General features: G+C 35.4%; 22 protein-coding genes and 1 riboswitch. Of the genes, 10 read left to right on the top strand and 12 right to left on the bottom strand.

Annotated elements, in window-relative coordinates; translation table 11 throughout:
* Positions 1-88 precede the first annotated feature (88 nt).
* Both B8967_RS10215 and B8967_RS10210 read left to right on the top strand, forming a co-directional pair.
* The gene (locus tag B8967_RS10215) at positions 89-1,072 is read left to right on the top strand and encodes a DUF2931 family protein (protein WP_228406117.1); all 984 of its coding nucleotides are present in this window, start codon (positions 89-91) and stop codon (positions 1,070-1,072) included.
* Between the two features lie 294 nt (positions 1,073-1,366).
* Positions 1,367-1,552: a hypothetical protein gene (locus B8967_RS10210; protein WP_047485441.1), complete on the top strand. Its 186-nt coding sequence runs from the start codon at positions 1,367-1,369 to the stop codon at positions 1,550-1,552.
* A gap of 93 nt (positions 1,553-1,645) precedes the next feature.
* Here B8967_RS10210 and B8967_RS10205 read toward each other — a convergent pair whose 3' ends face one another.
* The 5 genes from B8967_RS10205 to B8967_RS10185 form a co-directional block, all read right to left on the bottom strand.
* On the bottom strand, positions 1,646-2,581 hold the full coding sequence (locus B8967_RS10205; RefSeq protein ID WP_084086021.1) for a YeiH family protein: 936 nt from the start codon (positions 2,579-2,581) through the stop codon (positions 1,646-1,648).
* Positions 2,582-2,758: 177 nt separating this feature from the next.
* The gene (locus B8967_RS10200; protein ID WP_047485436.1) at positions 2,759-3,637 is read right to left on the bottom strand and encodes a LysR substrate-binding domain-containing protein; all 879 of its coding nucleotides are present in this window, start codon (positions 3,635-3,637) and stop codon (positions 2,759-2,761) included.
* Positions 3,638-3,830: 193 nt separating this feature from the next.
* Positions 3,831-5,138: a voltage-gated chloride channel family protein gene (locus tag B8967_RS10195; protein WP_143330502.1), complete on the bottom strand. Its 1,308-nt coding sequence runs from the start codon at positions 5,136-5,138 to the stop codon at positions 3,831-3,833.
* Between the two features lie 30 nt (positions 5,139-5,168).
* A riboswitch (Fluoride riboswitch) is annotated at positions 5,169-5,236 on the bottom strand.
* A gap of 69 nt (positions 5,237-5,305) precedes the next feature.
* Positions 5,306-6,142 (bottom strand): GLPGLI family protein, encoded by an 837-nt coding sequence (locus B8967_RS10190; protein ID WP_084086020.1) that lies wholly within the window; start codon positions 6,140-6,142, stop codon positions 5,306-5,308.
* An 89-nt stretch (positions 6,143-6,231) separates the two neighbouring features.
* On the bottom strand, positions 6,232-6,699 hold the full coding sequence (locus B8967_RS10185) for an acyl-CoA thioesterase (RefSeq protein ID WP_047485434.1): 468 nt from the start codon (positions 6,697-6,699) through the stop codon (positions 6,232-6,234).
* A 120-nt stretch (positions 6,700-6,819) separates the two neighbouring features.
* Here B8967_RS10185 and B8967_RS10180 point away from each other — a divergent pair, with 120 nt between their 5' ends.
* The 3 genes from B8967_RS10180 (at position 6,820) to B8967_RS10170 (ending at position 8,525) form a co-directional block, all read left to right on the top strand.
* Positions 6,820-7,176, top strand: a complete 357-nt coding sequence (locus B8967_RS10180) for an arsenate reductase family protein (protein WP_084086019.1) — start codon at positions 6,820-6,822, stop codon at positions 7,174-7,176.
* A gap of 116 nt (positions 7,177-7,292) precedes the next feature.
* Positions 7,293-7,481 carry a hypothetical protein gene (locus B8967_RS10175; RefSeq protein ID WP_047485430.1) on the top strand — a complete coding sequence of 63 codons (189 nt, stop codon included), beginning with the start codon at positions 7,293-7,295 and terminating at the stop codon, positions 7,479-7,481.
* Positions 7,482-7,793: 312 nt separating this feature from the next.
* Complete coding sequence (locus B8967_RS10170) at positions 7,794-8,525, top strand: hypothetical protein (protein ID WP_047485428.1); 732 nt, start codon at positions 7,794-7,796, stop codon at positions 8,523-8,525.
* 79 nt (positions 8,526-8,604) lie between these two features.
* Here B8967_RS10170 and gcvT read toward each other — a convergent pair whose 3' ends face one another.
* The 3 genes from gcvT to idi are packed head-to-tail and all read right to left on the bottom strand — an operon-like array spanning position 8,605 to position 10,677.
* Complete coding sequence (gene gcvT / locus B8967_RS10165) at positions 8,605-9,681, bottom strand: glycine cleavage system aminomethyltransferase GcvT (protein ID WP_047485426.1); 1,077 nt, start codon at positions 9,679-9,681, stop codon at positions 8,605-8,607.
* A gap of 7 nt (positions 9,682-9,688) precedes the next feature.
* Positions 9,689-10,159 (bottom strand): hypothetical protein, encoded by a 471-nt coding sequence (locus B8967_RS10160; RefSeq protein ID WP_047485424.1) that lies wholly within the window; start codon positions 10,157-10,159, stop codon positions 9,689-9,691.
* Between the two features lie 2 nt (positions 10,160-10,161).
* A complete protein-coding gene (gene idi, locus B8967_RS10155) occupies positions 10,162-10,677 on the bottom strand; it encodes an isopentenyl-diphosphate Delta-isomerase (RefSeq protein WP_084086018.1) in 516 nt (171 codons plus the stop codon).
* A 382-nt stretch (positions 10,678-11,059) separates the two neighbouring features.
* Here idi and B8967_RS10150 point away from each other — a divergent pair, with 382 nt between their 5' ends.
* On the top strand, positions 11,060-11,470 hold the full coding sequence (locus B8967_RS10150) for an LNS2 domain-containing protein (protein WP_047485420.1): 411 nt from the start codon (positions 11,060-11,062) through the stop codon (positions 11,468-11,470).
* A gap of 85 nt (positions 11,471-11,555) precedes the next feature.
* Positions 11,556-12,515, top strand: a complete 960-nt coding sequence (locus B8967_RS10145) for a D-2-hydroxyacid dehydrogenase (protein ID WP_047485418.1) — start codon at positions 11,556-11,558, stop codon at positions 12,513-12,515.
* Between the two features lie 424 nt (positions 12,516-12,939).
* Here B8967_RS10145 and mscL read toward each other — a convergent pair whose 3' ends face one another.
* Together mscL and B8967_RS10135 are read right to left on the bottom strand one after the other, a co-directional pair.
* Positions 12,940-13,320, bottom strand: a complete 381-nt coding sequence (mscL, locus tag B8967_RS10140; RefSeq protein WP_084086017.1) for a large conductance mechanosensitive channel protein MscL — start codon at positions 13,318-13,320, stop codon at positions 12,940-12,942.
* Positions 13,321-13,486: 166 nt separating this feature from the next.
* Positions 13,487-14,401: a helix-turn-helix domain-containing protein gene (locus B8967_RS10135; protein WP_084086016.1), complete on the bottom strand. Its 915-nt coding sequence runs from the start codon at positions 14,399-14,401 to the stop codon at positions 13,487-13,489.
* Between the two features lie 129 nt (positions 14,402-14,530).
* On the opposite strand from B8967_RS10135, the gene B8967_RS10130 reads away from it, so the two are divergent.
* On the top strand, positions 14,531-15,622 hold the full coding sequence (locus B8967_RS10130) for an aldo/keto reductase (protein WP_084086015.1): 1,092 nt from the start codon (positions 14,531-14,533) through the stop codon (positions 15,620-15,622).
* Between the two features lie 103 nt (positions 15,623-15,725).
* A complete protein-coding gene (locus B8967_RS10125) occupies positions 15,726-17,243 on the top strand; it encodes an NAD(P)H-hydrate dehydratase (protein ID WP_084086014.1) in 1,518 nt (505 codons plus the stop codon).
* 130 nt (positions 17,244-17,373) lie between these two features.
* On the opposite strand, the gene lgt is transcribed toward B8967_RS10125, so the two are convergent.
* Positions 17,374-18,222 (bottom strand): prolipoprotein diacylglyceryl transferase, encoded by an 849-nt coding sequence (gene lgt / locus B8967_RS22665; RefSeq protein ID WP_047485725.1) that lies wholly within the window; start codon positions 18,220-18,222, stop codon positions 17,374-17,376.
* A 439-nt stretch (positions 18,223-18,661) separates the two neighbouring features.
* Positions 18,662-18,913, bottom strand: a complete 252-nt coding sequence (gene yidD, locus B8967_RS10115; RefSeq protein ID WP_179140053.1) for a membrane protein insertion efficiency factor YidD — start codon at positions 18,911-18,913, stop codon at positions 18,662-18,664.
* Between the two features lie 102 nt (positions 18,914-19,015).
* On the opposite strand from yidD, the gene B8967_RS10110 reads away from it, so the two are divergent.
* Positions 19,016-20,293, top strand: a complete 1,278-nt coding sequence (locus tag B8967_RS10110) for a replication-associated recombination protein A (protein WP_084086012.1) — start codon at positions 19,016-19,018, stop codon at positions 20,291-20,293.
* The last annotated feature ends 27 nt before the right edge of the window (positions 20,294-20,320 follow it).

Here is a 20,320-nt window from a genome sequence, read left to right as displayed (position 1 = left end):
AGAAAGTTAGCACATGAAAGTATATATTCTAGGCCTGTTTTGTAGCATATTTCTGCTACAGGCGTGCAAAAAAAATGATATATCAAAGATGAAAAACAGCCAAAAAGAAAAATTTCCTTATATGGTAACAATGACAGCACCTGATGAATATCCTGTAGAAGTACATATAGGAGTATTAACTGATGATAAAAAAAAACTGATCTGTGGAGTGCCTAAGGCCGGGGTTACAACGGGAAGTTGGCAGTATGACGGAGCTAAAGCAGGTCAGGGAGGGAGTACGATTCCCTCTCATTTGGATCTTACTTATGTAAGTTATGTGGAAAAGAAGTTCTGGCGGGTGGATGCTGATCTTCCTAAGGAAAAAATACTTCAGTTATTTCGAGAAGGTTTTATGATACAGGGTAATCCGGATGATAAAGGTGAATTTCCCTGGGAAGAGAGTACTTATGACGAACTTACCATAGGAGCCGCTCCGGGCGGTGTGATAGTGGTCTGGTTGTCAGGCAACCATCATAAAAGAGAGGTTTGCCGTTTGCAGGCCAAAGAAACTTTTGTCAATAAAGATGAGTTTATGAGAAGAATTGATCCTAAGGAAACTCAGGAACAGTTCTATGAATTATCATATAAAATATTAGTTCCTGACAGTACTAAACAGAAGATCAAAGAAAATGGTATTCCTTTTGGGATATGGGATCAATACAGAGAGAAATATAAGTATCGTTTTGCATTACGATCTTATGATGAACAAGATAAGATTAGAAGAATTTACCGTATTAATTATGATGGAGAGTCTGGCTTTCTAATGGATGCTAAAGCAGTTGAAACATACAGGCAGGATGGAATTCCTTATAATGTGGAATTTTCATTTACAAAATATTATACTGAAGTTTTTTTTGATGATATGGAAATGCTTGATATTTTCAAGAAATTAAAAGCAAAATATCCGGATAAGCCAATAGATATTATAATCACACCAACTTTTATGTATAATGAGATGAAGCTGTCTGTACAATGTGAAAGTGAAGAAATCCCTCTTAAAAAATATAAAGTAAAAGGAGTCTGGGGTGGATAAAATACAATGAAAATAGCCATATTTATTTTTTTGAGCCTGTTTAGTTGGGAAAGCTGTACCAAAACCAGTCAAAAAGAAAAACTGTTTTATGTACTATATTGATAACGTCTTGGATTAAAGTAATATTTATATCTGTTTAATAATTGGCAAAGTGTGATTTATGATTTTTAATATATTAATTAATTTTAAATCAATGTATTAGTTAAAAATATATTAAATTATGTTGCGAATAATTAATATTTGTTTAACTTTGGGAGGCAACTAAATTATATTGTTTAATCAAAATCAAATCACATGAACATTATTAAAAATGCTAAAAAATTAAGAAAAGAAGATCTGAAGAATATTACAGGTGGTATTGGAGGTTCCGGAATTGGAACTCCGGATGCTTCACTTTGCGGATGCAGTTGTACGGGAGCTGTAACAGGCCCTAAATACTGTGTTGAGCTAATTGGATGCCCACAGGTGATGACTTGCTAACCGATTGGTTATTTAAGATACTATTCAACTGAAATAAACATTTCCACATTTAACAGGCGGGACCCTTTTGATTTCAAAAGGGTCCCGCTGCTTTTATTGAATAATATAAAGAAGGCTGCCTATACTGATGGTGATCCAAAGAAGTACCGCCGTCACTAAAGGTTTAATCCCTATTGTTTTCAATGTTTGAATAGAAAGACTGGAGCCTATAAAAAATAATGTCAGATTCAATCCTGATTTTGCAAAGGTGGTGATCTCACTGCTGAAACGGTCCATAAAAGGAAAATAAGTATTCAACAGAATAGCAAGGATGAAATACCCGATAAACCAGGGGATTTTTATTTTTGATTCTTTATTTTTAAAGATAAACATCGTGATCAGGGAAACGGGAATGATCCACAATGCTCTTGCCAGCTTTACAGTGGTTGCAATTTTTAAAGCTTCATCGCCATATTTACTGGCGGCACCTACTACAGAACTGGTATCATGGATTCCCACGGCACACCAAAGACCAAACTGTTCCTGAGAGAGATGAAGCAGATGTCCAATAGCCGGGTATACGAATAAAGCAATAGAATTCAATGTGAAAACAATAGCTAAAGCCAGGGAAATCTGTTTTGTGCTGGGTTTAATAATAGGAGAAACAGCTGCAATAGCACTCCCACCACAAATGGCGGTTCCTGCAGAAATAAGATAGGATAACGGTCTTTCAAGTTTGAATAATCTTCCTAAAAAATATCCTAAAATCATCACGGTTAGTATGCTCACTACTGTTAACACTAACCCTGTTTTTCCTGCATGTAACGCTTCATCCAATTTTAATCCAAATCCCAGGCCTACAATGGAAATTTGTAGTAGCAGATGAATGTATTGATGAAGATGTTTTTCAAAAGGGTTTCCGATAAAAACGGCCAGTAAAAAACCCAACGCCAGAGCTATAGGAGAGGAGATCAGTGGAGTAAGGCATAATACAGCCAGTATGATAAAAACGATTTTGCGTATTGTTTCATGTTGAATGAAATCTTTCATATTGCGAACTTTAAATTATGTTTCAAAATTCGGCAATATAGTATTACAAAGTAAATCGTATTTTGTTATCTTGAATAACTATAGGTTATAACTTAAATAATTTCCCAAAGAACATTCTACATTGTACTTTATACATTGTACTTTATACTTTCTACATTGTACATTATACAACATACATCATAATTCCGTAAACCTTAAAAAAAGCTCTATCAGCTCAGATTGTTCCCCTTTTGGAAGGATGAAGTGAAAATCCCTTTCAATACTGAAATTTTTAATGTCTACGACAGTTAAGATATTGTTTTTCAGTTCGGTAAGGATCGTGCTGATGGAGAGAAAAGCCATACAGTCTGAATGGAGGAGGTAGTTTTTGATACTTTCGCTGCTTCCCAGCTGAATAACAGTGTTTAATTCATTGATATTAACTCCGTTATCTCGAAGTCTGTTTTGAATGAATTCAAGTGTTCCTGATCCTTGTTCTCTGAAAATCAGATTGATAGAGTACAGGTCTTTTATATTCAATGTTTTGTGGGCTAATGAATGATTGGTTTTTGCAGCCAGCACAATTTCATCAGCTTTAAAAGATTTATAATCAAAGTAAGAAGATTGGGATTCTCCTTCAATAATGCCAAGATCTATTTTTTCATCTTTTAAAAGAGCAGAGATAGCTTCAGTATTCCCCGTAAGAAGTTCAATCTTAATATCTTTATAATAAGCATTGAATTTTGCTAAAATTTCCGGAAGGATATACTGGGCAACGGTAGTACTTGCTCCAATGATCAGTTTTCCTTTGTGTTGCTGATTGACCTGGCTGATTTCAAATTCAAGATCCCGATAAAGCCCTCTGATCTTTTCAGCATATTCATACAGGATCTTTCCGCTTTGTGTCAGTTGTATAGAAGTTCCTTTACGGTCAAATAATTTTGCAGACAGTTGATTTTCAATTTCTTTGATGTGTTTTGTGACAGCCGGTTGAGAAATATGAAGCTCCTCCGAAGCTTTGGTAAAGCTTAGTCTTGAAGCCACAGTATGAAAAACTTTTAACCTGTAATCGAACATGCTGCAAAGGTAAGAATTATACTTATAAGTTAAGAAATAGCAGCTGTTATTTGAGTTTTAGAGTCTGAGAGTTTTAGCGGATAGTATAACAGTATTATTTTAGTACACTATACACTATACACTATACACTATACACTATACACTATACACTATACACTATACATTATACATTACACATTACACAAACAGTCTCCTATAAAAAGTCCGAAATAGATTTATCCTGTTGGCTTTCATATCTTTTGTTTTTAGCAGCTCCTATTTTTTGTTTACTGTAAATACTGTTATGCCCCGAAAGAAGATAAGAAACAATACAGGCAATCGCTACATACACACCAGATTCAGCTCCGAACAATTCAATTCCCATTAGCATACAGGCAAGAGGGGTATTGGTGGCTCCGGCAAATACAGCTACGAAGCCCATTCCTGCCAATAATCCAAATGGAAGCGGGATAAATAGAGATAAAGCGCTTCCCAGTGTGGCTCCTATGAAGAACAGTGGAGTGACCTCACCTCCTTTGAATCCTGCGGAGAGGGTAACGATCGTAAAGATCATTTTCAAGGCAAAATCATATAAGGGAAGTTGTTGTTGAAAAGACTCTACAATGACGGGAACACCGAGTCCGATATATCTTGTGCTACCCAGCGCAAAAACAGCCAAAGCTATTATGATACCTCCGGCTACCGGGCGAAATGGCGGATACTGAATTCTTGATTTGAAAAAAACTCCTGCCCAATGGATTATTCTGCTAAAGCCTGCAGCACAGATTCCGAAAGCTATTCCAGCCAGAATACTGTATAAAATGGGCAAAAATTCTAATTTAGGAATAAAATCAATATGATAATGAGTATGCTTAACGTTCCATAAATTGGTTGTCCAGTCTGCCAGTATAGCTGAAGCAAAAGCTGGAAAAATAGCATTGTAACGTATCTTTCCGATAAGAAATACTTCAAGTCCAAAGACCGCACCAGCCAGCGGGGTTCCGAAAACAGACCCAAAACCTGCAGCAATGGCAGCAATCAGTAATACTCTTCTTTCATTTCGATCAAGTTTAAAAGGCTTGCTAAGTTGATCCGCAAGAGCCGCGGCCATCTGAAGAGCGGTCCCTTCACGGCCGGCAGAACCTCCGAATAAATGAGTGACCATTGTTCCAAGATAAACAAAGGGAGCCATTTTAAAAGGGATAATTTTTTTCGGATCCAGAATATTATCGATCAGAATATTATTTCCTGCTTCAACATCTTTCCCCCAATAATAATATAAAAGCCCAATCAGAAAACCGGCAACAGGGAGTAGAGCGATCATCCAAAGATGGTTTTCCCTAAAACGGGAGGCCCATTCCAATGACTGTAAAAATCCTGCTGAAGCGGTTCCTGCCAAAATACCGATAATAATACTGATTAACAGCCATTTTAAAATATAGGGCAGTGCCGGAAATTTTCTGAAGAAAAAATGGGTGTGAAAAACTGCTTTTTTAGCAAGTGTTCTTTGATTTTTTGACATAATAATCCTGATCAGTTATTGTTAATAATCTTTCAATCAGGCGTCATCAGCTTTTGTGGAGCGGTTGGGGAAGGAAGAACACCATTTCCTTTTTGATGATACAAATATAAAAAGAAGAATCTGTTTTTCAAAAAAACTGAAAAGAATTAAAGAAGTTTTAAATTTTATTATTCTTTATAATGAACAGCTTTATCAATTTCAAGAGGATTGTTGTACCTTCTAATCACTTCCTGCATACTTTTGGTCTGAGTATTGAGTTCATCAACACTATGGATCTCTTTTCCATTAATATTAATCTTTAAATCACTATTTGTTTTGCTGAAAGTATTTCTTTCAAAAGTAAAAGGATCATTGTAAAACTCTATCATTAGCTTATGCTTTTGTTTTTCGTTGATAGGGACTGCTTTATTTCCAAAGTTGGATTCTACAAAGTTTTCAGTGGAATAGGAATCTGGAAGTACCTGGCTTCTGACAAGAGTATAGATGAAATTTTTCCCTGCATCGGAGAGCTCAAAAATTAAGCCTGGAAGTCCGCGAAACTTAAATGGGCCTTCATTAAAAGGAATATCCTTACAAAACCATGCCGTCCAGCTTCTTCCCCCGAATCTTGCACTTGCTTTTTGCAAAATATAATTTTCAGATTTTTTAATTTCATCAGAAATAGTCCAATTGATTTTATCCGTTGTTTTAAAAGAATAATACCCTTGTTTGATATTGATGTAATTTTCATTATCAAAAGAGTTGATTCTCCTTTTTATCACTTGGCCGGACATGTCTGTATAGTCAGAATTCATTCCGAATTTTTTATTCAAAGAATCCGTAATGGCCAGATTTTGCCCATAAAACTTCACTTCTTTGGAGCCAATATCCAGGATCATATTCAGTTTTTCAAGCCCATTTTCTGTAGAATCCATCTTGTATTGCATTTCATAGATAAATCGATGTATCTGGGACGGGCATAAAATGATAAGCAGTAAAGCAGATAATGTGAAAATATTTCTCATACTATGTATATTAAAAATGATGTTGTATGATATTAATCTAAATAGCAAATTTTTTATACTTGCTCATTATCTAGCTTTTTATCCCGTATTCACAGAAAAGGTTTCATCTCATCCTCAATCTGTGTTCTCAGTTCCATCAGGCGCTTGGCATACTTCTCCTGTTGTTTCTCCTCTTCGGTTTCAGGAATCCATTTGGGAACAGGGAGTTTTTTTCCGTTTTCATCCACCGCAACAAAGACAATGATACAATGGGTCTTTTTTTCAAATGTTGGCTGTTTCAGATTTCGTGAAAAAACATTGATCGAGATATGCATGCTGGAAGTTCCGGTAAAGATGACCTGTGCATCTACTTTTACTACCTCACCTATTTTAATAGGGTCATAAAAACGAATGCCACCCACATACACTGTTACGGAGTAATTTCCGCTCCAGGTAGTAGCACATGCATAACCAGCCTGATCAATCCATTTCATAACGCTTCCGCCATGTACGTTTCCTCCGTAATTAACATCCGAAGGCTCTGAAATAAACTGAAATGTAATAGGTTTGTTCTGCATCTTTATAAAATTTGAATAAAGTTATTTAATAATTTTCAAATTTTTAGATTAAATCCTACTTTTGAAAGACTAAATTCTTACAGACGAGAATTTTTATTAATTTAAGATTCGTAAACAACAATGAAAAAAGTATTTCATCTCAATACCTGCGATACCTGCAGAAAAATATTAGCACAGTTTGACCTTACAGGCTGGGAGCTTCGAGAGATCAAAAAAGAACCGATTACAGAAGAAGAGCTTGCAGAGATGCATAAGAAAACGAAGTCTTATGAAGCATTGTTCAGCAAAAAGTCTACTCAGATCAAATTGAGAGGGCTGGATGTGAAGTCTTTAACTGAAAAAGATTATAAGGAACTGTTGCTGGATCATTATACATTCTTAAAAAGACCGGTTTTCCTTACTGATAAAGAAATTTTTGTAGGGAATGATAAGAAAAATGTGGAAGCTTTGCATGAGTTCTTTGAAACCCATGCATAAAAATACTGTCTGTTTTCCTTTGCTGAAGAAGTAATTTTCTTATCCATATTTTGTGATTTATTTTTAAACACTTAATTATTAAATACTTATATTTATGATAACCAAAAAATAAAATCATGAAAACAAGTTTTTTAAAAATGAAAAGTCTTAACAGATCAGCATTAAAGAAGATTGATGGAGGAGCAAGACCTCTTATTGTTAACTGCTATACCCTATGTGGACCAGCAGGGGGTGTCATTTCCAATACACCGGGAGTAGGCGACGCCTGTAGCCCGGACAGAAAGATTTGCTGTATTTGCTATTAAAAAAAAGAGGTTGTAGAAAATACAACCTCTTTTTTTTAATGAATTTGAAAGTAAATAGAAGTTTCTATCAGTAGGGTGATTAAAAAAAATTATCCATTATGATTTTTTATATTATTTTTTATTTGTGTTTTATTATTTTATTGTGATTTTTTATATTGATAATTTGAATTTGATTCATAATTGATTTGTTTTCTATTGTTAATTGGTTGTTTTATTGGGAAGTTCGTAAATTAGTGACCGCGAGACATTGAATTTCTTGGCTCCCTTAAAAAACACATTCATTCTTTTACAATAAAATAATTAAAACAGATTATGATGGAAAAACAATTCAATCCCGTAATTAAAGCGGTACAAAGCTTAAGGAAACTTTCGTTGGATATTAAGACCACAAATAAAGAAATTCAAACAAGTGATGATGAAATAAGACGGAAAATTGAAGACTGCGGAAAGCTAATTACCACTACAAATGATAGTATGGTTATTAACTTATGGATAAGAGAAAAATCCAAACTGGTAGAAAATTCTAATGCTTTGCTTAAGGTTTTGGAAAAAATTGAAGAAAAATTTAAAGAAAAAGATGCTTCAAGTTTGGTCGGAATCTGGGAAACCCACGAAGAATATAAAAATTTGGTGTTGGACAATTTTGTGACACTGGAAAGAATGGGGAATACCATTTTTATGGACGACAATCTTGAAAAATGGGAAGGTATCTGGAAAGATATAAAGACCTCTTTAAACAAAATATTGTCAATATCTGAAACCTATCATCTCAAGCTAAAAATGATGGAAACACTGGAACCTGATGAGATTGATACCTTAACAGAGGACATTCTTAATCATATCCCTTGGAATTACTCTGACGAAGATGCCTATCAGTATGAACAAGAATATCTGGTTGCCTATGGCGAAATAAAAGAATTACAGTCTAAGAAGAAAAATCTATGGGATAAAATCTTACATGTTTTAGCTGGAGGAATAGAGGAGACCCCGGCTCATAGAGTGCAGATGAGAAGATGGATGGATGGTGAAGGAGATAATGTATAATCCGGTATCCACCTGTCTGAAAAATAATTGATAAAAAAAACCGCAGCTTTATTAAACTGCGGTTTTTTGTGTATTGATATTATACAAAAGGAGCTTTCACTACTTTTGCAGGAATATTTTTATTTCTTACCTGAATAAAGATCTCAGAACCTAATTTGAAATGAGGCTTGTCTACATAAGCAAGACCTAAACCGATCTTTTTCATTGGAGACTGTGTTCCTGAAGTTACTTTTCCAATTACATTGCCTTCTGCATCTACTACAGGGTAATCATGTCTTGGAACCCCTTTATCCTGTAATTCGAATCCAACTAACTTTCTTGTAACCCCCTCTTCTTTTTGTTTTGCAAAAATATCTTTGGAAACAAAATCTTTGTCAAACTTTGTGATCCATCCTAAGCCTGCTTCAATAGGAGAAGTGGTATCATCAATATCGTTTCCGTACAGACAGAATCCTTTCTCTAATCGTAAAGTGTCTCTGGAAGCTAATCCACATGGGATAATTCCTTCAGCTTCACCTGCTTTTATAATTTCATCCCAAAGCTGTTTTGCGCTTTCATTCTTAAAATAGATCTCAAAACCTCCGCTTCCGGTATATCCTGTGTTTGAAATAATGATATCGTTTACGCCAGCCACACTTCCTACTGTAAAATGGTAGTAAGGGATTTCAGAAAGATTAACTTCTGTAAGCTTCTGAAGGATTTCCGTAGCTTTAGGTCCCTGAATTGCCAATAATGACATCTCATCAGACGCATTGGTCATTGTAGCTCCGAAAGTATTATATTTTGAAATATGATTCCAGTCTTTATCTATATTTGAAGCATTGACAACCACGAAATATTTATCATCTTCCATTTTGTAAACGATAAGATCATCCACAACACCCCCATCTTCGTTAGGAAGACATGAATATTGAGCTTTTCCGTTTTCCAAAGCATCTACATTATTGGTTGTTACCCACTGTAAAAGGTCTTTTGAACCGGGACCTTCGATGAAAAATTGTCCCATGTGGGAAACATCAAATAATCCTGCTTTTTCTCTTACTGCAAAATGCTCTTCCGTTACTCCTGAATATTGAACAGGCATTTCAAAACCTGCAAAAGGTACGATTTTAGCTCCTAAAGAAACATGAGTGTCGTACAAGGCTGTTTTCTTCATATTTAATTTATTTCTTTATTTTAAAACTGTTGAAAGTTTCATTAAAAAGGGTCATATAATTTCCGTTCCAGAATTTCTGACCACAGTTGATTGTTACCAGATATAGATCTTTGTCTTTTTGAAAAGCTCTGGTAGTCCAGAAAAGCTTCTCTTTTTCATCAAAATATTCGTAGAAATATTCTGTGTATCCTTTTTTACTCTTATTTTGCTTTATTTTATTCTCAGAATCTTCTGATTTATACAATGCCAGGATAAATTTTTTCATTTCTTCTTTTGGAAGACCCAGATCGTGATATTCAGAAATGGTAATAGCTCCGATTTCGCTGGTAGGAAAAATGTTGACAATATCACTGTCATTGGTAGATTTCCAGCCTTCAGGAACATTAATAGAATAATTGGGACTGTCGTAAACATTTGCTTTTTGTGCAAAAAGTAGACTTCCAAAAAATAAAGCAGATACAAGCAATATTCTTTTCATCTTTAAAAATGGTGTTTGTATTCTTCAAGAATGATCTTAAACCATTCTGTAAAATTTTCAGGAGTTTCAACAATTTCTTTATCCAGATCTTCCGCGGATATAAATCTTATTTCTTCCACTTCATCTTTATTCAAATTAAAATCAGATTCAGACTCATGTTTTCCTACGAACACATGATCAAGTTCATGCTCCCAAAGACCTCCGCCTACATCAGCTTTATAGATAAAATTGAATTTTTCTGAAAGTTCTGTTTCAATACCCAATTCTTCCTTCAGCCTGCGTTTTGCGGCCTCCAGATAGGTTTCTTCCTTTCTGGGATGTGAACACACTGCATTGGTCCATTGATTGGGGGAGTGGTATTTTCCCGAAGCTCTTTTTTGAAGAAGCATTTCTCCTTTACTGTTAAATAGAAAAACAGAAAAAGCACGGTGTAATAAGCCATTGATATGAGCCTGTTGTTTTTCCATCAGACCCAAAACTTCATCTTTAGAATTTACTAAAACTACTAATTCTTCCATTTCTACAAATGTAAGCGTAATAAATGTATTTTGGAAATTTTTAGATAAACATCATGCGTTTGTAATGAAATTGAGAAATAAAGCGACAGGATCAGGCTTGAAAAAAGAATAAAACAGCGGTTTCAAGCTTTTATATAAAAAGTCTAATTCGGACTCTGGTGTTTTAAAATGAACTTTAACCTTATTTCTTATCTAAATACTATATTTCCTGTATAAAATGAATTTCCGAAACGAAAATTTTTAATCATAAATGGTAAAATGATGAATAAAATGTTTATATTATTCATTAAATAGCGTTTTTTGTAGTAAATTTTTAACATAAACTAAGATTCATGTGCTTGATAGTTGTAAAAACCCTAACTTTGTTACTTAATGTTAACCGATGGAATTAGAATACATAGAGCACATAAGTCCTATTCTTAAGGATGGAGTAAAAAATTACTTAATTGATATTGACGGAACCATTACAGATGATGTTCCTAATGAAGAACCGGAAAGAATGGTTACCTGTGAACCTTACCCGGATGCATTGGCAACAGTAAACAAATGGTATGACGAAGGACACCAGATTTGTTTTTTTACTTCAAGAACAGAAAATCTTAAACAAATTACCATTGATTGGCTGGATAAACACGGCTTCAAGTACCACAGTGTACTCTGCGGAAAACCAAGAGGCGGAAATTATCACTGGATAGATAATCACCTGGTAAGAGCAACAAGATACAAAGGCAGATTTACGGATTTGGTAGAGAAGCAAGTGACGATCGAAGTATTCAAAGAAGACGGAGAATAAAAAAATAATTCAAAGATTTAAAGATTAAATGAGAGCCTATCTCTTTAATTTTTAAATCTTTTTAATTTTAAATATAGTTGTATTTATGAAAGTTTTAGCAAACGACGGCCTGGATCAATCAGGAATTGATGCATTAGCAGAAAAAGGCTTTGAAGTTATTACAGCAAAAGTTCCACAGGAGTTTTTGGTGGATTACATTAATGAGCATAAGATCCGTACTTTATTGGTACGAAGCGCAACTCAGGTAAGGAAAGATATTATTGACGGTTGTCCTTCCATTGAAATTATAGGAAGAGGAGGAGTTGGTATGGATAATATTGATGTAGCATATGCTAGAGAAAAAGGAATCCATGTGATCAATACTCCATCTGCGTCCTCAGAATCAGTGGCTGAGCTTGTTTTTGCACATTTGTTCTCAGGAGCAAGATTCCTTCAGGATTCCAACAGAAAAATGCCTTTAGTAGGAGATACAGAATTTGCTGGACTTAAAAAAGCATATGCTGCCGGTATTGAACTGAGAGGAAAAACAATCGGAATTGTAGGAATGGGAAGAATAGGACAGGAAGTTGCCAGAATTGCTTTAGGTCTTGGTATGAGAGTCGTTGCAGCTGATAATAATGTAGGAAAAGCCAGTATTAAGGTGAAGTTTTACAATAACCAGTTTATCAATGTAGATATAGAAACAGAACCTTTACAGGATGTTCTGAAACATTCAGATTTTATTACTTTGCATGTGCCTGCTCAGAAAGACGGATATATGATAGGTAAGAATGAGTTTGAAATCATGAAAAATGGGGTTGCTGTTGTTAACTGTTCCAGAGGTGGAGTGATTGATGAAGCAGCATTGATTGAAGCATTGGATTCCGGGAAAGTGAAATTTGCAGGATTAGATGTTTTCATTAATGAGCCGACACCTTCGAAAGAGATACTGAATCATTCTAAAATCTCTCTGACTCCTCACACAGGAGCTTCTACACTTGAAGCTCAGGATAGAATAGGACTTTCCTTAGCAGAACAGATTTCAAGTATTTTACAGATTCAATAATCAAGAAATTGATATAGGTAATAGGTAACAGATGATAGGTGGTAGGCAATAGTGCTGTCAACTCTCAACTCCTAACTCTTAACTTTTTTATATTAAGTTTAGGCTAAAGCCAATAGAATGCAAGCGGGTTCATTTTTTTGAATCCGCTTTTTTATTCATATTATCAGGTTTCGGTATACGATATTAATAAACGGTTTCTTTAAGAGGTATAGAGTACAAAATGTTTTAACAACTTAAAGTATGTAGGATTGCAATAGTGATTCACTCAGCAAAGCTGACATTCTCTGCTGAACGGACTAATACAGCGGGCAGAAAGTAAAATCAACTGAACAATTTGAAATTTCGGATAGGACAAAAAAACCGGAGAAGCAAAGCTTCTCCGGTTTTTCAAATGATTGCTGTGTGACAGCATCGATATCTTTTATTATAGATTGTTCTTGCTTTTCAACAAATCTCTGATTTCTGCTAATAATTTTTGATCATCTGTAGGTCCTGCAGGGGCAGCTTCTTCCTTCTTGCTGATTTTGTTGGCTCCTTTAATGATCCAGAAAAGAACCATTGCAATACACAGGAAGCTGATAACGGCAGAAAGAAAGTTACCATAAGCAACACCATTCCAGGTAAGCTTAGAGATGTTCTCAGCACCTGCAGCTTTCAGGGCTGGGTTTAGTAATAAAGGAGTTACAACATCCTCTACTAAAGAGGTAACAATTTTACCAAATGCTGCTCCAATGATAACACCGACAGCCAGATCGAGAACATTTCCTTTAAAAGCAAAAGCTTTAAATTCTTTAATAAATCCCATAATTTATATTTTTTTAATTAGTATACACACAAAAATATAATTTATAAATGTAAAAACATTAAAAACTCATGTTTTTTATTCATGAAAAATAAGAGTCTGAAGTAAAAGTAATCTTATTGATAAGGTTCTTAAAACATGAATAACATTCATATGGTGAGCGTCTTATTTATTTTGCCTGATCCTTCCTATACAGCAGTGGAGGAATACCGATTTTCTTTCGGAATGTAAAGGTAAAGCGGGAAGGTGTTTCATAGCCCAGGAGATATGCTATTTCAGAAACTGACCAATCCGTTAGTTTTAGCAAAATTTTGGCTTCCTGCAAGATTCTTTCTGTGATGATTTCAGAACTGGTTTTATTCCGTGTGTGCTTTACCGCTTTATTTAAATGATTAATAGAAATGGAAAGCTGGGCTGCAAAATCCTTGGGCTTTTTGAACCTGATATAATCTGTTGCTGTATGCAATGGAAATTGTAAAGCAAGCAGTTCTTCGAAAAGTAAAGTGATCCGGTTGTAGGCATTTTTTCTTACAGAGGATGTACTAAGGCTGTTATGCATTTTTACAGTAGTATGAATAAGATCATAAGTTAGATTCCGGACTACATCAAATTTGAAATCGTAATTTGATGAAAGTTCTGTCTGGATTTTGTTCAGCATGTTTTCAAATTCCAGATATTGTACTTCTGACAGATCAAAAATATTTTCCTGTGTATTTTGAAATACAGGATATTCTTTTATATTCCCATAATTACTGAAAAATTCTTCATTGAATAAACAGAAATATTCCTCTATAGGCCCATTACTTTCTTCCAGTAAAAAAGGAATAGTGGGATTGATAAACATCAGCGCATATTGGTTTATTTCAATAGTTTTATCAGCGTAATGGCACTTACATTTTCCTTTTACCAATTTGATTTTATATAAGTTTTTTCTCGTAAAGGATATCAGTGAAATAAGTTCTTCCCGTCTTTGTAGATTGTCAATTCTTATAATGTCAAAATATCCTGTACCCCATTGATAATGAGTGGGGATGTTGATGTTTTTCTTTTTATAGAAATCAGCTATTGCATCAGAATTGTTCATTCTACAAATGTATTAAAATAGAGCGTTGGTATATTAAATGCGGATTGATTTTCGATAGCCTTGGCTTGATTACAGCTATTCTTATTCTGGGGCTTGCTATAATTTTGGTTAAAATTTAAAAAATATAATATGAGCTTGGCAGATTACAGAACGTTAGGAAAATCGGGATTGAAAATCAGTCCTCTTACTTTAGGAACAATGACTTTTGGTGAAGATTGGGGCTGGGGAACGAGTCCGGCAGATGCCCATCAAATTTTAGAACACTATATTGATCAGGGTGGAAATATAATTGATACAGCTAATATTTACACTAAGGGACATTCAGAAGAGATCATAGGTAACTTTTTAGCTAAACAGAATGTTCGTCGGGATTCATTGGTTTTATCTACCAAATTCTGGGGAAATATGTTCCCCTACGATGCCAATGGCGGAGGTGCAGGAAAAAAGGGTATTATACAGGCATTGGAGAGTTCCTTAACGCGTTTGAAAACGGATTATATTGACTTGTACTGGATGCATGCCTTTGATCCGCATACTCCCATTGATGAAACGATTTCAACACTTAATGATTTGGTAAGGGATGGTAAAATACGTTATATCGCTATTTCAGACACCCCTGCATGGAAAATAACAGAAGCTCAAATGATTTCCAAATTCCGTGGATGGGCACCTTTTATTGGTCTGCAATTGGAATATTCTCTATTAGAACGTTCAGTAGAAAATGAACTGATTCCAATGGCTCTGGAAATGGGGTTAGGAGTAATGCCCTGGTCTCCATTAAAGGAAGGTCTTTTGAGTGGTAAGTATACCAGAGAAAATAAAGGGCAAAAGATGAGTCAAAGAAATAATAATAGACTAAGCCCCGAGCTTTCTGAAGGAGCGTATGAAATAATTGATAAGCTTCACATGATAGCAAAGGAAAGAAATATGCCGGTTTCCGCTATAGCTATTAGCTGGGTAATGCAGCAGCGGGGTGTTAGCTCAACTTTGCTTGGAGCAAGAACCCTGGATCAGCTGAAAGAGAATATAAAAGCTTCAGAACTGAAACTGTCTGAAGAAGACTTAGAATTATTGAACGTATTATCAATGCCTCAATTGCCTTTTCCTTATAATCTTTTAAGTGGGGCGGTAGATATACTGCAGGCTGGTACCTCAATAAATGGGATCAGGTCTAAAGTGGCCGAAATTTTACCCCAGAATGATAAAGAAAGATATGGGTAATAATGGATCGTAAACTGAGTCGTCTTTTGATACCTCATTTCTTTGAATAGGCAGTTAACAATGGAAAATCTTTTGTAATTTGCTTACAATTTTGAGGGAGCCTATGAAAATATTTACTACAGAACAAATACGAAACTGGGATCTGGCTACTGTTTCCCATGAGTCAATTTCTTCGGTTCAGCTGATGGAAAGAGCTTCTATGGCTGTTGCAGGGTGGATTTCTGAAAACTGTAAGAATCACAAAAAACTGGCTGTGTTTTGTGGGAATGGGAATAATGGAGGTGATGGTTTGGCTGTTGCAAGGATGCTTTATATAAAAGGTTTTGATGTAGATGTATTTGTATATGATCCGAAAGGAAAATTTTCAGGAGATGCATCAGTGAATTTGAAAAGACTCCGGGATTTTTCCGGGATTTCCGTCAGAAAATTCCGGGATATTGATAGCCATTATCTGGATGATAAAACACTTATTATTGATGCTCTTTTGGGAACTGGCTTGTCAAGGCCTTTAGAAGGAGAATATAAAATACTGGTGGACCAGCTGAATGCAAAAGGAAATACTAAAATTTCAATAGATATTCCCTCCGGAATGTTTGCTGATAGAATGTTGGAGAGAGATGCGGTGATTCTGAAAGCTGATTACACACTGAGTTTTCAATGCTGGAAAAGAAGTTTTCTGCATCCTGAAGCTGGAAAATATACAGGAAAAGTGATTATTCTCGATATTGGGCTGAATAAAGAATATTCTGAAGAAACAGATACCGGATATTTTGTTATTGATGATCCAACCGTGGATTCTGTTTTTGTTCCCAGAGAAGAATTCTCTCACAAAGGAAACTACGGCAAAGCGAATATTGTAGGAGGAAGCTATGGGAAAATAGGTGCTGTAGTATTAGCTACAAAAGCTGCCTTAAGAGCGGGAGCGGGATTAACATTTACTTTGGCTCCTGCATGTGGTTATGAAGTACTGCAAACTGTGTGTCCTGAGGCTATGTTTATAAAAGGAGGAGTGGATTTTATAAAGGATTTTGATACAGATTCAGATGCGGTTTGTGGAATTGGCCCTGGGTTAGGAACTGATCCGGAGACGGAAAAAAGTTTTTTGGAATTTCTGAAACATTATGTTAAACCCTTGGTCCTGGATGCTGATGCTTTAAATATCATTTCAAAAGAAGAGAAGAAAAATGGTTTAATTCCTGAGAAATCAATTATTACCCCACACCCAAAAGAATTTGAACGATTATTCGGGACTACCAAAAACTCTTTTGAAAGATTGGATTTGGCTCGGGAAAAAGCAAGATTACTGAATATCTATATTGTTTTAAAAGACCATCATACGCAGGTTGTTACTCCGGAAGGAAACGTTTTTTATAATATAACAGGAAATGCCGGTCTTGCAAAAGGAGGAAGCGGAGATATCCTTACAGGAGTTCTCACATCCCTATTAGCACAAGGATATTCAGAAGAACAGGCATGTATACTGGGGATTTGGCTTCACGGGAAAGCTGCTGATTGGGCGTCTGTGAAATATTCAAAAGAAGCCATGCTTCCTACCGATGTTATTGATGAATTAGGAAGTGTTTTTAAGGAGCTGAACAAAAGGAGGGCTAAGAATTTTTAAGAACTACTGAATTCAATTATAAAAAAAGGCAAATTTGTAATTACAAATTTGCCTTTTTTTTATAGTATCTGAGATCTGCCAGTATCGGATGTTGTCATCCTGCTGAACGAATCTGTTTTTGTCTTTGAAATTATTCCGGTTTTCCGTTTTCTTCAGGAGTGATTTTGAATTTTTTGGAAACAATCATGATAATAACTCCGGCGATCATAAATGGAATAGAAAGAACTTGCCCGGTGTTCAAACCTCCAATCTGGATGAACTCATCACCTTGTGGCTCTTTTAAGAATTCTACAAAGAATCTGATGGCCCAAAGGATGATAAAGAATAAACCAAATAACCAGCCCTGTTGGTATTTTTTGTCTGTTTTTCTATATAACACCCATAGTAAAATGAAAAGAGCAAGGTATCCCACAGCTTCAAATAACTGACTTGGGTAACGTGGTACTGTAATACCATATTCACTGCTTTGCTGAGGGAAAAGTAAAGCAAACGGAGAATTTGGATCTGCCTGTTTTCCTAAGATTTCTGAATTGAAAAAATTTCCCATTCTTACAAATGTTCCCCCTAAAGCCACTACAATACCTAATCTGTCATATACCCAAAAAGGATTTTTCTTGATGATTTTAAACGAGTAGTATAAAGTAGTCATGATTAAAGCAATAGCAGCACCATGACTTGCCAGTCCTGAGAAACCTGTGAATTTTAAACCGTTTTTCGTACTGATTGGTAAAAATACACTCCAGAAATCTTCTTTAAAAAGTTCAGGCTGATAGAAAATAACATGTCCTAATCTTGCTCCAAGAATGGTTCCTATTAAGGTCCATGTAAAAAGAGGTTCCAGGTATTTTTGGTTTATATTGTCGATTTTGAATATCCTTGTCATGACAATATATCCGAAACCAAATGCAAACACAAACATCAGGCTATAGAAATGCAGGGTGAATGAAAAGATCTTAATCCCTTTTGAAGGGTCCCAGATTTTAAAAGGAGTTTCAAGCGCTACTGTATCAGAAGTAGTAATAACTTTATCAGACTTTACTGCATATTTATAATCTGTAATATTATCCTGGGTAACCGGAGAATTTAATAGTTTAAAATTTTTATCAAAAAACTGATATTTTGAATCCTTGAATCTTGTTAGAGTTTCTGCACTGTAATTAAAATAGGCAGGTTCAAAATTAGACTCATTAAGAATGACCAGAACATTATTGATTCCTCTTTCCGGAAAAGCATTAAGGTCGCCAACTTCCGTCGTAGAATAGATTTTTACAGGAACATTGTTTCCGTTTATTTCTAAAGTTCCGTCAGATAAACCTCCTGGATATTGCTGTGCAAAAAGGAATTGTGTGACGAATGCAAGCATTACGAGGTAGAGTCTGAAAAAAATATTATTCATTTCTATTGATTTAATAGTTTGTTTACTGATTTTTATGTTTGTGGGGAACAGGATCGTATCCGCTTCCTCCCCAGGGATGACACCTTAAAATTCTTTTGAACCCCAGCCAGAATCCTTTAAAGACACCGTGAACCCGAAGAGCTTCCAACATATAATGAGAGCATGTAGGTTCATAACGGCAGTTTTTGGGAAGTAATGGCGAGATGAACCACTGGTAAAATTTTATCAAAATTACCAACGGAAATGTAATGATTTTATTGAATGTAAGTTTCAAAACAATGCAAAAATAGGGTAAAAAATTTAAAATTAGTTTAATTTTGTTAGAAGTTTCAGGGATCTGAAATCTGAAGTATTGATCATAAAAAATAAAATTACCTTGAATCAAAATATTCCATTAGCTGAAAAATTAAGACCCAAAAACCTGGATGAAGTTCTGGGGCAGGAGCACCTTACCGGAGAAAAAGGGACCATCAGGAAGATGATTGAAAATAATACCCTGAATTCTCTGATCTTTTGGGGGCCTCCCGGGACGGGGAAAACCACACTGGCGGAAATTATTTCTGAGAAGTCCGGGAGGAAGTTTTATAAGTTATCAGCGGTTTCTTCAGGGGTGAAAGATGTACGTGATGTGATTGATGATGCTAAAAAGCAGAATTTGTTTTCGGGAAAATCACCCATTTTATTTATTGATGAAATTCACCGTTTCAATAAATCCCAGCAGGATTCATTACTGCATGCGGTAGAAAAAGGCTGGATTGTTTTAATAGGGGCTACCACAGAAAACCCAAGTTTTGAAGTGGTTTCGGCCTTGCTTTCGAGAAGCCAGGTATATGTTTTGAAAGCTTTAAGCTATGAAAAACTGGAAGAGCTTATCGATACCGCCTCTGATCGGTATAATAAAGATGAGAAAACGGATTTTAAATTTATTGAGAAAGAAGCTTTATTACAATATTCCGGTGGTGATGCCAGAAAACTGATCAATTCTGTAGAGTTGGTTTTGAATCAGTATAAAAATTCAGCAATTAAAGAAATCAATAATGCCAACGTGCTTGAGATCCTTCAGGAGACAATGGCTTTGTATGATAAAAATGGAGAGCAGCATTATGATATTATTTCGGCCTTTATCAAATCTATGCGCGGGAGTGATCCTAATGGGGCCGTGTATTGGCTGGCCAGAATGATTGCTGGAGGTGAAGATATTAAATTTATTGCCAGACGAATGCTTATCCTGGCAGCAGAAGATATTGGGTTAGCCAATCCTAATGCTCTGGTTATTGCCAATAACTGTTTTCAGGCGGTCAATGTAATCGGAAACCCTGAAGCAAGGATTATATTAAGTGAAGCGGCTGTTTATCTGGCTGTCTCTCCCAAGAGTAACTCTGCATACATGGCTATTAATGAAGCTTTGGCATTGGTAAAACGAACCGGAAATCTGCCTGTACCTCTCCACTTGAGAAATGCCCCGACAAAGCTGATGAAAGATATGGATTATGGTAAAGAATATAAATATGCCCATTCGTATGAAGGAAATTTTGTAGATCAGACTTTTCTTCCGGAAGAAATAAAAGATATAAAGCTTTATGAGCCCGGAAATAATGCAACGGAAAAGAAAATCTATGAAGAACTCAAGAAAAAATGGAATAATAAATATTAAAATAAAAAGGATACTGTAGTGCAGTAT

The organism is Chryseobacterium sp. YR221, from assembly GCF_900176315.1.
GTDB lineage: Bacteria > Bacteroidota > Bacteroidia > Flavobacteriales > Weeksellaceae > Chryseobacterium > Chryseobacterium rhizosphaerae.
The sequence above is the reverse complement of the archived record's forward strand: the minus strand, read 5'-3'. Positions and strand labels throughout refer to the sequence as shown.

What these genes read in the sequence shown, in the direction of transcription:
- B8967_RS10215 (WP_228406117.1), top strand. Translation starts at nt 89, where the DNA reads ATGAAAAACAGCCAAAAAGAAAAATTTCCTTATATGGTAACAATGACA.
- B8967_RS10210 (WP_047485441.1), top strand. Translation starts at nt 1,367, where the DNA reads ATGAACATTATTAAAAATGCTAAAAAATTAAGAAAAGAAGATCTGAAG.
- B8967_RS10205 (WP_084086021.1), bottom strand. Translation starts at nt 2,581, where the DNA reads ATGAAAGATTTCATTCAACATGAAACAATACGCAAAATCGTTTTTATC.
- B8967_RS10200 (WP_047485436.1), bottom strand. Translation starts at nt 3,637, where the DNA reads ATGTTCGATTACAGGTTAAAAGTTTTTCATACTGTGGCTTCAAGACTA.
- B8967_RS10195 (WP_143330502.1), bottom strand. Translation starts at nt 5,138, where the DNA reads ATGTCAAAAAATCAAAGAACACTTGCTAAAAAAGCAGTTTTTCACACC.
- B8967_RS10190 (WP_084086020.1), bottom strand. Translation starts at nt 6,142, where the DNA reads ATGAGAAATATTTTCACATTATCTGCTTTACTGCTTATCATTTTATGC.
- B8967_RS10185 (WP_047485434.1), bottom strand. Translation starts at nt 6,699, where the DNA reads ATGCAGAACAAACCTATTACATTTCAGTTTATTTCAGAGCCTTCGGAT.
- B8967_RS10180 (WP_084086019.1), top strand. Translation starts at nt 6,820, where the DNA reads ATGAAAAAAGTATTTCATCTCAATACCTGCGATACCTGCAGAAAAATA.
- B8967_RS10175 (WP_047485430.1), top strand. Translation starts at nt 7,293, where the DNA reads ATGAAAACAAGTTTTTTAAAAATGAAAAGTCTTAACAGATCAGCATTA.
- B8967_RS10170 (WP_047485428.1), top strand. Translation starts at nt 7,794, where the DNA reads ATGATGGAAAAACAATTCAATCCCGTAATTAAAGCGGTACAAAGCTTA.
- gcvT (WP_047485426.1), bottom strand. Translation starts at nt 9,681, where the DNA reads ATGAAGAAAACAGCCTTGTACGACACTCATGTTTCTTTAGGAGCTAAA.
- B8967_RS10160 (WP_047485424.1), bottom strand. Translation starts at nt 10,159, where the DNA reads ATGAAAAGAATATTGCTTGTATCTGCTTTATTTTTTGGAAGTCTACTT.
- idi (WP_084086018.1), bottom strand. Translation starts at nt 10,677, where the DNA reads ATGGAAGAATTAGTAGTTTTAGTAAATTCTAAAGATGAAGTTTTGGGT.
- B8967_RS10150 (WP_047485420.1), top strand. Translation starts at nt 11,060, where the DNA reads ATGGAATTAGAATACATAGAGCACATAAGTCCTATTCTTAAGGATGGA.
- B8967_RS10145 (WP_047485418.1), top strand. Translation starts at nt 11,556, where the DNA reads ATGAAAGTTTTAGCAAACGACGGCCTGGATCAATCAGGAATTGATGCA.
- mscL (WP_084086017.1), bottom strand. Translation starts at nt 13,320, where the DNA reads ATGGGATTTATTAAAGAATTTAAAGCTTTTGCTTTTAAAGGAAATGTT.
- B8967_RS10135 (WP_084086016.1), bottom strand. Translation starts at nt 14,401, where the DNA reads ATGAACAATTCTGATGCAATAGCTGATTTCTATAAAAAGAAAAACATC.
- B8967_RS10130 (WP_084086015.1), top strand. Translation starts at nt 14,531, where the DNA reads ATGAGCTTGGCAGATTACAGAACGTTAGGAAAATCGGGATTGAAAATC.
- B8967_RS10125 (WP_084086014.1), top strand. Translation starts at nt 15,726, where the DNA reads ATGAAAATATTTACTACAGAACAAATACGAAACTGGGATCTGGCTACT.